This is a genomic window from Marinobacter sp. DSM 26671 (assembly GCF_900112835.1).
Taxonomy (GTDB): Bacteria; Pseudomonadota; Gammaproteobacteria; order Pseudomonadales; family Oleiphilaceae; genus Marinobacter; species Marinobacter flavimaris.
Map to the genome: position 1 here is coordinate 1 of NZ_FONF01000039.1, position 13,153 is coordinate 13,153.

A 13,153-nucleotide genomic window follows, 5' to 3' on the forward strand; every position below is an offset into this window, starting at 1 on the left:
CCTTCGAACGTATGAGTGCCGGCACCTTGCGCTTGAAGCTGATCAAGGTTGGCGCAGTCATCATCCGCAACACCCGCCGAATACGGGTGTTGATGAGTGATAGCTATCCACACAAGAACGATCTCTCAGCACTGGTTCAGCGCTTGGTGCCCCAGTAGATAATCGGGCTCCCCCGGCCCGATACCAATGGGGGAAAGGGGGAGTTGTGCCTGAATGCCGGAAACTGGCTAAATAATCGCCAACTTCGACCATGACCACTCGGATCTGGCACTACCAGGCTTGGTCTGCGAAGGTTGTTGGAGCACTATGAGAAATCCGGGCTAGGCTGTGTATAGGGTCAGAGCTACGGCATCCTTCAGCGTCAAATCAAGTTGATTCTGAGAGGCGTCAAATTGTTTGTCGCATTATGCTGGTTTACTAAGCAGCCTCGCCGAACTGGAGCCGAGTCTGGGTTGTTCCTGCTGGTCTACTGGAGTTCTCGTTTTTCTGTCGAGTTTTCCGCCTCTCCGATCCGCATTTGGGGTTCATTGCCTTTGGCAGGCTGACTATGGGGCAGCTGTTAAATCTGCAAATGATCATTGGTGGCTTTTTCTAGGATTTGAGGAAATAAGCGCCGCACAGTCCTTCAAGCCCAGAGGTATCTCAATGGAATGAGCCGCAAACGAGGCCCGTAGGGACGGCTCTGTGAGACGGATGAGGTGATGGCACCTTGTCCTGCTCGTTTTGTCTGTGAGCTTTTGGAGGTACCCCTTGCGAGTCAGGCTCAAGCTGACCGATATCAAGGTTGCCGCGGACATAGGCGCCCTAAACTGAATTATCGACTCATGAATGAAACATTGACTCCACTCACCCCTTATACGGCCACAGAAGGTACCACTAGGATGAAAACGATGCTAACGCCGCTCCCTGCCAGGAAAGGCCAAAGAAACCAGAAGTCGTTGCTGGCCTTGGCCATTGGTTCACTTCTGGCCTCTTCCGCGACGCCTGTCCTGTCCCAGACCCTTACCGACGCCTTGACCGGGGGAGCGGTTTCGCTTGAAGTTCGCTACCGTTACGAATTTGTGGATCAGGACAACCCTCTCGATCAAGCCCATGCTTCCACCGTTCGAACCCGACTGGGGTACCGGACTGGTGATTTCCAGGGGTTTGAGGTGTTTGCCGAGGCGGAAGATGTGACCGCTGTGGGGAATGAGAACTACAATAGCACCATTAATGATACAACCGATCACTCAGTGGTCGCTGATCCGACGGAAACCGAAGTCAACCAAATTTACGTACGTTACAAAGGCCTTCCGGATACCACACTGACCTATGGTCGTCAGCGCTTTGCTCTGGACAATCACCGGTTTATAGGCACAGTTGGCTGGCGCCAGAATGAGCAGACCTTCGATGCCTTTATCGGCGCCAACGAGTCGCTTCCAGACACGACGATTACAGCGGGCTATCTTTACAATGCTAACCGGATATTCTCGGACGCCAGCCCGAATGGCAATTTCCCCATGCAGTCGCCGATTCTTAATGTTCAGTATCAGGGGTTGGCCGCCGGAACCCTTACCGCCTACGGATATCTGTTCGACTTTACCACCGCAGACGTCAACTCAACCCAGAATTTTGGCTTGCGATTCACTGGTGGCACCGATGTAACGGAAGACGCCAAAGTCCTGTACACTCTGGAGTACGCAATCCAGAAGGACTATGCAGACAACCCGCAAAGCTTTGAGGCCGCCTATTGGCTGGCGGAAGCGGGCCTCGCCGCGTATGGCGTTACGGTCAAGGTGGGCATGGAAACCCTGGAGTCGGACGACGGCCGATCATTTCAGACTCCTCTGGCTACGCTTCACGCAATGAACGGTTGGGCCGACCAGTTCTTGGTCACCCCGGACGATGGCTTGCAGGATCTTTACGTATCGGCGGGTGCCGCAGTAAAGGGAGTCAAGTTGCTGGCCATATTTCATGACTACAGCAGTGACATCAATAGCTTGAGCTATGGCTCTGAGCTGGGGCTGCTGGCTGCCTACCCAGTCAACAAACATTACACGGTGGGTGCCAAGTTCGCCAGCTATGCCGAGGATGGTCGCGGTGTGGATACGGACAAGGCCTGGTTGTGGGGACAGGTCAAGTTCTGACTTTCTCACTGTTGCGTTAATCAGACATCCGCCTGAAAGAAAGCGGAGTCACCCCGACCGAGGGGAAGATAATCCGAATGGCAAGGGCCACTGGCTAACGGTGCGGTCGAGGAGGCCTCAGGAAGTTTTCCGCACACAACACGAATCGCGGTCAGCTCTGTTACGCAGGCGTGTGGCTGGCCGGCGATCATCCGCGACTTACGGGTCTTTAAGCCCTCCGCGAATGGTTTCAAGGACGGCGCTCGGTCCGTGGCAATGTCATAAATTTACAGAAATTGATGTGTTATCTATGCTTTATGCAGAAGCTAAACAACAAGGAGAAACAAGATGGGTAAAGCTATTAATGGTAAGTTCGAGAACATGGATCAGGCACACAATACGCGAGACGACCTTATTGGCAGCGAAATTCCACAGGATCTGATCTATATTGATAAGGATGAGCAGACGATCCGGGTGATGTTGCCGGCGGAGGAAGCAAGAGAAGTCTATGAAATATTTGACCGACACGGTGTCACTTATAAGTGAACGCTCGTTAACATAGATCCCTGATCTTCAAGCCGCCTTCTTTCGCCTTAGCTCCACTCGCATGACGTTAATACCGCCTGTGCGACCCAGCCGATCAACGTGGCGAGAGGCCCATAGGAGATGACGCCTTTATAATCCACGTCATAGGGAGCAAGCTCTTCCGCCAGATCGATATAGACCCTCGGGGTGACAAAATTGTTTTTGCTTTCAAAAGGTTCCTTTAAGCTGTCGCGAGTGGTTTACCCACCAACCATCAGATCTTTTAACCAACCCTGCTTCAGGCAGCGTTTGAACTCGCTGTGGCTCAGTTCCCTGTAGATGACGGTTATGCCCAGAAGCTCTGAAACAGCAACGCCCCCCCACACCGCGCCGCAAAAAGGTAGACTAAGTGTAGTTGATGCCTTTTCCCATGCTTTCTTGCTCAATGACAGTCACTGTTTTTGGTCAGGTGTGCGAGATTGTCGAGCTCACACTCCTCGCTGTAATGAATCAGCCCGCGTTTTACCTGTTCCGCCATACCTTTTGACAGCCGGGCTGCCGCCTGTTCGATGGTTTTTTCGATATCTTCCAGGGAAGCCTGCAGCAGATCGTAAGTCACATACAGCTCCTGATCCGTGAAGTCCACTGCATCAATACCCATCAGCGACTGCAGTGATGTTTTCAAATCAGCCTTGAGGTCATCGCTGATTATTTCGCGGAGTCGCATGCGGCGTTTTTTTAGAATCACTTGATTTTTCTGCTTGGGCGACAATCCGTGTTGAGGATCGCCCACAAACAGATGCGGGCGGGATTTAAATCGCTCTAGGCACTGACGCGAACAGAAATAGTGGTTGATACCCTGGTAATTCCATAGTAGCGAGCGATTGATTTTTTTCATATCACACACGGGGCAACGAATCGTGGACGCCAGCTTGTTCATCAAGCCCTCCTCAGGGGTTTTGGCCTATACCATTCAACAGTTGGTGTAGCTCGCTTTCAGTGGTTAATGCCAGCGTGGTGGAAGAGTCGATCACCCGGTTATAGGTCTCCAGGGTTTTGACAAAGTCATACAGATCACGGGATATTTCCGACTGGTTATACGCCGCTGCGTAAATTTCCGTGGCTTTCGCGTCCGCCACCCCCTGAATGGTTTGAGCTTCCCGATAGGCTTCAGACTCAATGCGCTGCAAATCCTTTTCCTTGTCGCCGATAATTAGCGGCTTCGCCGGCACCCTCGGAACGGAATCGCTCGGCAATCTGCTGGCGTTTGCTGATCATTCTGGCGAACGCTTTCATTGTAGTTGATCCGCTTAAAACGAATGTCGGGCAATTCAATGCCAAATTTAGCCATCTTTGCCGAAGCCGCGGCAGAGATGTCCGCTTCTATTAGCTGCCGCCCCCGTCGGACGGACCGCGGTTGGCCAATCACCGCTTTTGTGAGCGGCTGGTCGAAGGCGGGCTCCCTGCCTTTCTTGGTGTGTGCAAGTTCTATCAATTCGTGTTTGGCAACAGCTTTGCGGGTTTCACTACCGAGAATATCTTCCAGTCGCGACCGAACACTGTAATCGTCCCGCAACCGCAATGCCTATATACAGAGTGATCTGACGTGGTGAAACCGGTATATCCGACAAGGAGGGGCGGAATCGATCGTTCATGGTTGTTTCCTTTTATCGATTAATGATTCCTGCAATCGACGGACACGCGTTAACCGGTTGTGGCATCGGTGCCTATCTCCAACACATTGTTATCAAGATATTGATGTGGTGGAATAATCAGGTTGGTGGGTGCCCGCAAAAAGTCGTTGCCGGAGCGATACCGCTCAAATCGCTCCTCGGCAATGGTAATGGTTTGTATCAGTGCCTTGCCGCCGGGTCTCAGATAATCGTGTACATCCTTCATGTAAGTGGGCCAATAGGACTCGCCCACGTGTTCAAACATCCCGATTGATACCACGTAATCAAACGGCCCCGACAGTTCCCGATAGTCCTGTAAACGCACCTCGGTATTTCCCTCCAGTCCGGCGGACCGGAGTCGTTGGCGGGCACAATCCGCCTGTTCGCTGGACAAGGTTGCCCCGGTTACATGGCACCCGTGTGCAGTTGCCACTTCCATAAAACCGCCCCAGCCACAGCCTATTTCCAGGATGCGGCTTCCCCGTTCCGGTGCCAGTCGCTGAAGGATCCGCTCATATTTCGCTTGCTGTGCCTCGTAAAGCGAGAGGGACTCGTTGCCACCAAACAGGGCGCAGGAGTAGGTCATGCTCTTATCCAGCCATAGCTGATAAAAATCGTTGCCTAAGTCGTAGTGCTCATGGACGTTTTCATGGCTGCGCTTAACCGTATTGGAAAACAACCGATGTTTGCACCAATGCCATAACCGGAGCCCCACGCTAGAGCGTAAAGCGCGGTCAAAAACGACTATGTTCACCGTGACAAGGCGCATTAGGGCAAGCAAATTGGGCGTGGACCATTTGCCTGCCATGTAGTCTTCTCCCAGTCCCACATCACCGTGGGTGATCAGACGATCAATGACATGCACTGCAGGATTGTCATTTCTGCATGTACACCGTCTTGCTTCCCTTCATGGCACGTCTTTTCTCCATCTGGCCATGTAAGTGATAACGAGCCGAACTGAAGAGATCTCAGCGCCTTTCGAAAAAGATTGAGCTGAATGATGCTGCTTTTCCCCGCAGGCCTTTTTTGAGGCTCAAGGTGCATGCTTGCCGAGAAAGATTCGTTGCTCATGCCTTTCTCTCCTCAGAGTGTTCCTAGAAAACATGTGTCCAGTAAATTCAGTAACCGGCAAGTGCATGCGTCATCAATTTTAGGACATTGTTTCTAATTTGATCGAGATCAAGGTGTGCTCTGTTTCGGTCCGGTAATTCAGTTTGAATTCAGGCAGATGTGGTTGACTTGCGTCAGGAAATGCCATGCCCGGGCCTGAAGTAATGCAAAGGCAGCTGGTACAGCAGCAGACTGGAGAGGTCTTTATGGAATGGTTGGCGGAAAACTGGTTCTCGGTGCTTATTGGCATCGTTTTCGTGGGCATGCATATGTTCGGTCACGGAGGACATGGTGGTCACGGCGGGGGCGGGCATGGTGGACATAGTGCGCGGGACAAGTCGGGAAACGACCCGGACAGGCGTTCTGGCCATCGGCATTAACGGAGGACGGAACATGCTTGACACAAGACTGGTTACCTGGGCGTTGGGCCTCTTTGCGGCGGTCACCTTCATCGTTTGCGTGATCTATGGACTGGTGACGCCGCAAAGCCTGCACATGCACACGTTTCTCGAGCAGGTGCTGCCGGCGTTCAAGTGGCTGACCTGGTGGGGATTTCTGCTCGGATTGATTGAGAGTTTTCTATATGGCGCTTATGTCGGGCTGGTGTTCTGCCCGATCTTCAATTGGCTTCATCGCCATCTCGGTGTCGGGCGCGCGTCGGGCTGACGAAAGCTCCGGTCTGCAAATAAGGAAAGGGAAACAAGGAATGAAAAATACCGTTGTGGAGATCCGCGGCTTGCTATCGGCACTGAGTGCCCGGGGCGTAGAGAAACAGCTATTGAGATTGCCCGGCGTCAAGAAGGCCGAGGTCAACTATGTGGCCGGCAGCGCGACCGTCACCTATGATGAGGCGACGGTGGACCTTGAGGCTATCAAGGCCCGGATACACGAGTGCGGCTATCACTGTTCCGGAGAACAGTTGCCCAGGCACGTTTGCGACCCGGGGGACCCGCCGACCGAAGCCGGGGCTGTGTCCACGCCCGTCCACGATGGCCATGCCTCCCACACCGGCCACGACGATACCGCGCATCCTGCTGAACACGGCGAACATACTGGCGCAAAGGACGAGATGGCTCACGAGATGGGCCACGGCGGCAGCATGGACATGCAGGCAATGGTGCGCGACATGCGCAACCGTTTCTGGGTCTGCCTGATCTTCAGCCTCCCGATTTTCATTTATTCGCCCATGGGTGGGCTGTTCGAACCGCCAGCACCGCCCTTCGGGCTGCGGCTAGACCTGTGGTTGCTATTACTGGCAAGCATCGCGGTGCTCTGGCCAAGCTGGCCGTTCTTTGTTGCCGCCTGGCGCGCGCTGAAAAACGGCGTGCTCAACATGGCTGTGCTGGTCGTTCTCTCGGTGGGTACTGGCTACCTGTTCAGCGTCGGTTCCACGCTCTTTTTCCCGGGTGTGCAGTTTTTCGAGGCGGTGGCGGTGCTGCTGGTGTTCATCCTGCTCGGCCATTGGCTGGAGATGCGCGCCCGTGCCGGTGCCTCGGACGCCATCCGCTCGCTGATGGATCTCGCGCCGCCCAAGGCCACTGTGTTGCGTGATGGCCAGGAACGGGAGGTTCCCACCGCTGAGGTTCTGAAGGACGACATCGTCGTGATCCGCCCCGGCAATAAGATTCCGGTGGACGGTGAGGTCTTGGAGGGCGAGTCCCTGGTGGATGAGTCCATGCTCACTGGCGAGTCCATGCCGGTGGAAAAAAAGCCCGGCGATAAGGTGATCGGGGCCACCATTAACAAGAGCGGCAGCTTCAGGTATCGCGCCACCAAGGTAGGTTCCGACACCGCGTTAGCGCAGATCGTCAAGCTGGTGCAGGAGGCGCAGAACTCCAAGGCCCCGGCGCAACTGCTGGCGGACAAAGCGTCACAGTGGCTGGTGGTGATTGCCATCGTAATCGGCCTGCTCACCTTCGCCGTCTGGTTCTGGTGGATTGGCCAAAGCCTGCTGCTTGCCGTGACCCTGACTATCACCGTGTTCGTGATCGCCTGCCCGGACGCCCTGGGCCTTGCAACGCCCATGGCGGTGATGGTGGGCACCGGCCTCGGTGCCAGGAACGGCATCTTGTTCAAGAATGCCTCTGCACTTGAGGATGCCACCCGGCTGGATATTGTGGTCTTCGACAAGACCGGCACCCTGACCATGGGCGAGCCGCAGGTGGTCGAGGTGGTCGTGGTGGCGGGCAGCACCGAGGAGGCGGTCCTCGCACTGGCGGGGACGGTGGAGCAGGGCTCGGACCATCCTCTGGCCCAGGCGATACAAAGTAAGGCCGAAGGCTTGCAGCTTGATCCGCTGACCGGCTTCACCAACATCGAGGGCAAGGGCGCGCGGGCGGAGATTGGCAGCAAGACCGTGCTGCTCGGCAACCGCCGGCTGATGGACGAAGAGAAGGTCGACATGGCGAGCCTGAAGGACGAGGCCGCGCGTCTGCAGAGCGCGGGGCAGACCGTGGTGCACGTCGCCCAGGACGGGAAGCTGGTCGGCCTTATCGCCATTGCCGATGCGCCGCGCCCCACCGCTACTGCAATGGTCAAAAAGATGCGTGAACGCGGGGTGGAGGTGGCGATGCTCACCGGCGACAACCAGGCCACCGCCGAGCGCATCGCCCGGGAACTCGGCATTGAGATGGTGATCGCCGATGTCCTTCCGGGGCAGAAAGCAGACAAGATCAAGGAGCTCCAGGCTCAGGGCAAGAAGGTTGGCATGGTGGGCGACGGTGTCAATGACGCCCCGGCACTGACCCAGGCGGAGGTGGGTTTCGCCATCGGTGCCGGCACCGATGTGGCTATTGAGAGCGCTGACGTGGTGCTGATGAAGAGCGACCCCTACGATGTGCTGGGAGCCATCGAGCTGTCGCGCGCTACCCTGCGCAAGATGCACCAGAACCTGTTCTGGGCGGTGGGCTATAACGTCATCGCCTTTCCCGCGGCGGCAGGCGTGTTCTATCCGTTGGTGATAAGCCCAGAAGTAGCGGCGCTCGCAATGTCTGGAAGCTCCGCTCTTGTTGCGGTAAATGCACTCCTGCTAAAGCGAACCCGACTGGACGGCTTAGGGTAGACGAACACTTCCAATTGGAAAAATTGATGTTCATCAAGCCCACGCTATTGAGCGACTCTTTTTGCATCTTTTGTTGGGGTTTTTCAGTGTGAATTCAGGCTTATGAGTTTAAGTGGTAGGTAATTGCTGTTTGCTGACATGATTAATGACAACAAGGGGGAACGGGTAAATGGACATCAAAACCTTCGGAGAACTTATTAACTGGACACGGGACCTGCATGCTCATCTTGCAAGATGCCTGTCCCACTGCGCCACTAAGAATGAAGAAGAGCGAGCACAAGCGTTGCTGGACTATTTGGCGACCCATGAATCGGAAATGGAACGTATTGTGAACGAGTTCAAGTCGCAGGGCGATTCCAAAGCGTTGGAGACAAGGGTCTACGACTACCTGTCTCACCATCCCATTAAGACCCACAGAACCTGCGATGAGCCCTACGCACAGCTGGATTTTGAGGGCATATGCAGAGAAGTATTCGATTTCCATGATCAGATAGAGGACCTTTATCGCACCATGGCCGACAAAGCCGAGATTCCCGAGGCGAAAGAATTACTGCAATCGTTGCTAACCATGGAAGAGAACGAAGCTATGCGATTGGCCAGGCAGATAGGGCGTATGAACGACCTCTGATCAGAACACTGAAATTATTCTTCGACGCAGAAAAGGATGTTGATATATGGTGGCGTCTTCCAGTCAGTTACGGGTTTTCAAGATGGGTATCAATACTCATCAGGAGCCTGTCGTCTACATGCGTGGTGATTGTGATGTGTGCCTTTCAGAAGGATTCGCCGCCAGTTCCAGGGTGGGAATTTCCTCGCAGGGACGTTCCATCATCGCAACTCTCAATATTTCGTCTGATGAAACGGTTCCCAAAGGGTATGCGGGGCTTTCAGATATCGCCATAGAGCGGCTCGGGGTGGCTCCGTCTGACCTGGTTTCAGTACATCATGCGCCCTATATCGAATCCTTGAGTCTGGTTCGTCGGAAAGTATTCGGACACAGCTTGCTTCCGGCTGAGATGGCCCGCATTGTCTCCGATATCTCCGCACACAAATACAGCGATGTCGAAATAGCCTGTTTCCTGAGCGCTTGTGCGGGTGGCAGATTAGGTTTCGATGAGATTGTTGCTTTGACCCAGGCGATGGTGAATTGCGGACAACAGCTCGATTGGCCAGGCGTGGATCGTGTGTTCGACAAACACTGTGTTGGAGGCCTGCCGGGCAACCGGACCACGCCGCTGGTTGTGTCGATCGTCAGCGCAGCAGGCTTAGTAATGCCTAAAACCTCCTCCCGTGCCATCACCTCACCGGCGGGAACAGCGGACACCATGGAAGCGCTGACCAATGTGAGGCTTGGGCTGAACGAGATTCGCCGTGTGGTCAGAGAAACCGGTGCCTGTCTCGCCTGGGGTGGGGCGATGAACCTCAGCCCGGCTGATGACCTGTTGATTCGCATCGAGAGAGCGCTGGACCTTGATGGTGAGGGCCAGCTCGTGGCCTCGGTGCTGTCCAAGAAGATTGCTGCCGGTTCCACCCATGCGGTGATTGATATTCCGGTGGGGGAGACGGCCAAGGTTCGAACGCCCGGCGATGCCGACCGGCTGGCCTCTCTTTTCACAAGCGTTGGGGCGGCCTGTGGGCTGAAGGTACGCTGCATCGCGACAGACGGCAGCAAGCCGGTTGGTGCAGGGATCGGGCCGACAGAGGAGGCCCGTGATGTTTTGGCCGTGTTGCAGGGAAAGCGGGGTGCGCCGGAGGATCTACGGAGCCGCGCCATCATGCTGGCTGGCCATTTGTTCGATCTGGCTGATGGTCGTGGCGTGAAAGAGGGGATGGTCAAAGCAGAACGACTACTTCAAAACGGCTCTGCCTGGGGGCAGTTCAAGCGTATAACAGAGGCTCAGGGAGGGCAGAGGAGCTTAGGTGAAGCCCGTTTTAGGCGCCCAGTTCTGTGCTCGGAATCCGGAACAATCGTGTCTATCGACAATCGTCGGCTTGCCCGTGTCGCCAAGCTGGCAGGCGCACCTGCCAGCTCTACCGCAGGGCTGCGGCTACTGGCGACCGTCGGTGATAGAGTCACTAAGGGAGAGCCTCTCTATGAATTGCTCAGTGACAGTCCGGGACAGCAGGATTATGCGCTGGCGTTTAACGATATGGGGCCGGCAATCTTCACTGTAAAGCGAGAGGAATGATTGTGGGCATTACTGAAAAAAGTGTGTTGTTCAGCCTTGCTCCCCATCCATTACAGGAAAAACTTTGTGATCGGCTCAATCTGGAGCCGGGAAGTTTGGAGGTGCGGAGGTTCCCTGATGGTGAGTCCTACTTACGTGTGCTCACATCAGTCAAAGGTGCGAACTGCGTAATATTGGCCGACCTAACGCATCCAGACACCAAATACCTTGCTCTCCTGTTTCTCTTTGAAACTCTCCGGGAACTCGGTGCCAGGTCGATTGGGTTGGTGGCGCCCTATCTTTGCTATATGCGCCAGGATCGACGCTTCGAAGAAGGGGAGGCGGTCACTTCCAGGGTGTTTGCCCAGTCTTTGTCTTTACATATCGACTGGCTGATCACCGTTGATCCACATTTGCACAGGTACCAGTCTCTTGACGAAATCTACAGCATACCCACGCAAGTTGTTCAGGGAGCACCGGCGCTGGCGGATTGGCTACGGGGGCAAAACGGTCTGTTGCTGGTAGGTCCGGACGCGGAAAGTGAGCAATGGGTATCAAGTATCGCGCAGGCCAGTAACCATCCTTATGTCATTGGCACCAAGCAGCGTCTGGGTGACCGGCGCGTTGAAGTCACCTTGCCGGATATCTCGGCGTATAACGGCCGGAAAGCCGTCATCATTGATGACGTTATTTCCAGCGGCCGCACCATTGGCGAGTGTGTCAGGGCACTTAAGGCACAAGGCACGGAGGCCATCCTGTGTGCGGCGGTGCATGGCATTTTTGCGGAGGCCTCGGACACCTACCTTCTGGGTACCGGCCTGCAGACGCTGGTGACCACCAACACGGTTCCACACAGCAGCAATGAGATCGATGTCAGCGAGTTGCTGGTGCCGCCGGTCAGGCATTTTCTCAATCAGGTGGAGGATGAGCGCCGATGAACATTACATTTCTGGGTGGCACGGAAACCGTGACCGGCTCCAAGTTCCTGGTTGAAACCGGCCAGACACGTGTATTGGTCGATTGCGGCCTGTTTCAGGGGTACAAGTGGCTGAGAAAGCGCAACCGGCAACCGTTGCCGCTCGATATTGCCTCGCTGGATGCCGTGCTTCTGACCCATGCCCATCTGGATCATTCAGGCTACATCCCCGTGTTGTACAAGCAGGGCTTCCGGGGGGCGGTTTATACCCATCATGCCACCCGAGAGCTATGCAGCATATTGCTGGCCGATAGCGGCCATCTTCAGGAAGAGGAGGCACATTACCTCGGCCGCCATAAGCTGAGCAGGCATGAGAATCCGGAGCCCCTGTATGATCAGGAGGATGCAGAAGCCTGCATGGAGCTGTTTCAGTCGGTGGACTTTCACCAAGTGATCCAGCTCGGTGATATACGCTTTCATCTGCGACCGGTCGGGCACATTCTCGGGGCGGCCTGTGTCATCATCGAGGCGGAAGGTAAACGCGTCGGTTTTTCCGGCGATGTGGGCCGCCTCAATGATATTTTCATGAGGCCACCGGCACCCCTGCCAGCACTCGACATGCTGATGCTGGAATCAACATATGGCGATCGTCGCCACGAAGACGTGGATTTGCCGTCACAACTGGCGGACATCGTCAACGAAACGGTCGACAAAGGGGGCAATATACTGATTCCAGCCTTTGCCGTGGGCAGAGCGCAGGTCTTGCAACATATGCTCACCGACCTGATGAAGGCGGGACGAATTCCAAGGTTGCCAGTTTATCTGGATAGCCCCATGGCGATTGATGTTTCTGAGATTTACTGCCGCTACGAAGATCAGCATCGGTTGAGCAGTTCAGAATGCCACGAAATGTGCAGCACCGTTCATTATAGCCGCAGCGTCCAGGACTCCAAGGCGCTGGCTGATCAGGCCTACCCGCACGTAATTATTGCAGGCAGCGGTATGGCAACGGGCGGTCGCATTCTTCATCACTTCAAGCGTCTCCTCGGCCAGCACCGCACAACCGTTATCTTTGCCGGTTATCAGGCAGGGGGGACACGAGGCGCCAAAATGGTTGATGGAGCGGAAAGGATCAAGATCCACGGCGACTGGATTCCGGTCAAGGCCCGGCTGGAGGTGTTGAGTGGGCTTTCCGGGCATGGAGATTTCACAGAGATTGAACAGTGGCTGGCTCAAAGTGACTTAGCCCCCGAAACGCCGATCAACTTGATTCATGGAGACCCTGATGCGCTGGAGGCCATGAAGGATCACTTGCGTCAGAACACCCGGTTTGAGGTGGAGGTGGCAAGCTACCAATCCATTTTGCGTCTTTGATGTGAGACCGGGCAAATACCCGGGGTAATCCGGATATTTACGGCGAGGATTTCTAATAGGCCACCATTAACGTCAGTAGAGTTATCAGGGAGAGATCATGAACGGCTATTCCATTGAGGATTCACATCGAATCCAGCAGCGTGCTGCCCAATACCGGCAGCGTTACCCCCAGTTTGCCAACTGGGCAAAAGGGCGCGGGGTGATCGAACATACCGATTTGA

The 13,153-nt window shown here is 55.1% G+C and carries 15 protein-coding genes; 10 read left to right on the top strand and 5 right to left on the bottom strand.

Annotated features, from left to right (window positions below):
* The 3 genes from BM035_RS21225 to BM035_RS21240 form a co-directional block, all read left to right on the top strand.
* On the top strand, positions 1–158 hold a 158-nt coding region (locus BM035_RS21225), incomplete at its 5' end, for a transposase (protein WP_175497446.1).
* A 723-nt stretch (positions 159–881) separates the two neighbouring features.
* Entirely contained in the window at positions 882–2,126 is a 1,245-nt protein-coding gene (locus BM035_RS21235; protein WP_228285437.1) for an alginate export family protein, read from the top strand.
* A 327-nt stretch (positions 2,127–2,453) separates the two neighbouring features.
* A complete protein-coding gene (locus tag BM035_RS21240; protein ID WP_091855216.1) occupies positions 2,454–2,651 on the top strand; it encodes a hypothetical protein in 198 nt (65 codons plus the stop codon).
* A 421-nt stretch (positions 2,652–3,072) separates the two neighbouring features.
* Here the strand turns inward: BM035_RS21240 and BM035_RS21245 are convergent, their stop codons facing one another.
* The 5 genes from BM035_RS21245 to BM035_RS21265 all read right to left on the bottom strand — a co-directional run bounded on the left by BM035_RS21245 (position 3,073) and on the right by BM035_RS21265 (position 5,374).
* A complete protein-coding gene (locus BM035_RS21245) occupies positions 3,073–3,570 on the bottom strand; it encodes a hypothetical protein (RefSeq protein WP_092034298.1) in 498 nt (165 codons plus the stop codon).
* 10 nt (positions 3,571–3,580) lie between these two features.
* Positions 3,581–3,820, bottom strand: a complete 240-nt coding sequence (locus BM035_RS23070) for a hypothetical protein (protein WP_091855218.1) — start codon at positions 3,818–3,820, stop codon at positions 3,581–3,583.
* A 23-nt stretch (positions 3,821–3,843) separates the two neighbouring features.
* Positions 3,844–4,212 carry an SPFH domain-containing protein gene (locus tag BM035_RS23255; protein ID WP_353743823.1) on the bottom strand — a complete coding sequence of 123 codons (369 nt, stop codon included), beginning with the start codon at positions 4,210–4,212 and terminating at the stop codon, positions 3,844–3,846.
* Positions 4,213–4,334: 122 nt separating this feature from the next.
* On the bottom strand, positions 4,335–5,111 hold the full coding sequence (locus BM035_RS21260; RefSeq protein ID WP_139216088.1) for an SAM-dependent methyltransferase: 777 nt from the start codon (positions 5,109–5,111) through the stop codon (positions 4,335–4,337).
* A 35-nt stretch (positions 5,112–5,146) separates the two neighbouring features.
* Positions 5,147–5,374, bottom strand: a complete 228-nt coding sequence (locus tag BM035_RS21265; RefSeq protein WP_092034301.1) for a hypothetical protein — start codon at positions 5,372–5,374, stop codon at positions 5,147–5,149.
* A 185-nt stretch (positions 5,375–5,559) separates the two neighbouring features.
* Here BM035_RS21265 and BM035_RS21270 point away from each other — a divergent pair, with 185 nt between their 5' ends.
* The 7 genes from BM035_RS21270 (at position 5,560) to BM035_RS21300 (ending at position 12,932) form a co-directional block, all read left to right on the top strand.
* Positions 5,560–5,793, top strand: coding sequence for a DUF2933 domain-containing protein (locus BM035_RS21270; protein WP_228285436.1), 234 nt, complete (start codon positions 5,560–5,562; stop codon positions 5,791–5,793).
* A 13-nt stretch (positions 5,794–5,806) separates the two neighbouring features.
* A complete protein-coding gene (locus tag BM035_RS21275; protein WP_091854502.1) occupies positions 5,807–6,079 on the top strand; it encodes a DUF5676 family membrane protein in 273 nt (90 codons plus the stop codon).
* A gap of 40 nt (positions 6,080–6,119) precedes the next feature.
* Entirely contained in the window at positions 6,120–8,474 is a 2,355-nt protein-coding gene (locus BM035_RS21280; protein WP_092034303.1) for a heavy metal translocating P-type ATPase, read from the top strand.
* A 169-nt stretch (positions 8,475–8,643) separates the two neighbouring features.
* The gene (locus BM035_RS21285) at positions 8,644–9,102 is read left to right on the top strand and encodes an ATPase (protein ID WP_092034305.1); all 459 of its coding nucleotides are present in this window, start codon (positions 8,644–8,646) and stop codon (positions 9,100–9,102) included.
* Between the two features lie 46 nt (positions 9,103–9,148).
* Positions 9,149–10,663 carry a thymidine phosphorylase family protein gene (locus BM035_RS21290; RefSeq protein WP_092034307.1) on the top strand — a complete coding sequence of 505 codons (1,515 nt, stop codon included), beginning with the start codon at positions 9,149–9,151 and terminating at the stop codon, positions 10,661–10,663.
* Complete coding sequence (locus BM035_RS21295) at positions 10,660–11,580, top strand: ribose-phosphate diphosphokinase (RefSeq protein WP_092034309.1); 921 nt, start codon at positions 10,660–10,662, stop codon at positions 11,578–11,580. The genes BM035_RS21290 and BM035_RS21295 overlap by 4 nt, the downstream gene beginning before the upstream one ends.
* Entirely contained in the window at positions 11,577–12,932 is a 1,356-nt protein-coding gene (locus BM035_RS21300) for an MBL fold metallo-hydrolase (RefSeq protein ID WP_092034311.1), read from the top strand. The genes BM035_RS21295 and BM035_RS21300 overlap by 4 nt, the downstream gene beginning before the upstream one ends.
* Positions 12,933–13,153: the final 221 nt, after the last annotated feature.

Excerpts from the sequence above, each read along its gene's own strand:
- BM035_RS21245 (WP_092034298.1), bottom strand. The coding sequence starts at position 3,570 with ATGAACAAGCTGGCGTCCACGATTCGTTGCCCCGTGTGTGATATGAAA.
- BM035_RS21235 (WP_228285437.1), top strand. The coding sequence starts at position 882 with ATGAAAACGATGCTAACGCCGCTCCCTGCCAGGAAAGGCCAAAGAAAC.
- BM035_RS21265 (WP_092034301.1), bottom strand. The coding sequence starts at position 5,374 with ATGAGCAACGAATCTTTCTCGGCAAGCATGCACCTTGAGCCTCAAAAA.
- BM035_RS21260 (WP_139216088.1), bottom strand. The coding sequence starts at position 5,111 with ATGGCAGGCAAATGGTCCACGCCCAATTTGCTTGCCCTAATGCGCCTT.
- BM035_RS21270 (WP_228285436.1), top strand. The coding sequence starts at position 5,560 with ATGCCCGGGCCTGAAGTAATGCAAAGGCAGCTGGTACAGCAGCAGACT.
- BM035_RS21290 (WP_092034307.1), top strand. The coding sequence starts at position 9,149 with ATGGTGGCGTCTTCCAGTCAGTTACGGGTTTTCAAGATGGGTATCAAT.
- BM035_RS21240 (WP_091855216.1), top strand. The coding sequence starts at position 2,454 with ATGGGTAAAGCTATTAATGGTAAGTTCGAGAACATGGATCAGGCACAC.
- BM035_RS21285 (WP_092034305.1), top strand. The coding sequence starts at position 8,644 with ATGGACATCAAAACCTTCGGAGAACTTATTAACTGGACACGGGACCTG.
- BM035_RS21280 (WP_092034303.1), top strand. The coding sequence starts at position 6,120 with ATGAAAAATACCGTTGTGGAGATCCGCGGCTTGCTATCGGCACTGAGT.
- BM035_RS21295 (WP_092034309.1), top strand. The coding sequence starts at position 10,660 with ATGATTGTGGGCATTACTGAAAAAAGTGTGTTGTTCAGCCTTGCTCCC.
- BM035_RS21300 (WP_092034311.1), top strand. The coding sequence starts at position 11,577 with ATGAACATTACATTTCTGGGTGGCACGGAAACCGTGACCGGCTCCAAG.
- BM035_RS21275 (WP_091854502.1), top strand. The coding sequence starts at position 5,807 with ATGCTTGACACAAGACTGGTTACCTGGGCGTTGGGCCTCTTTGCGGCG.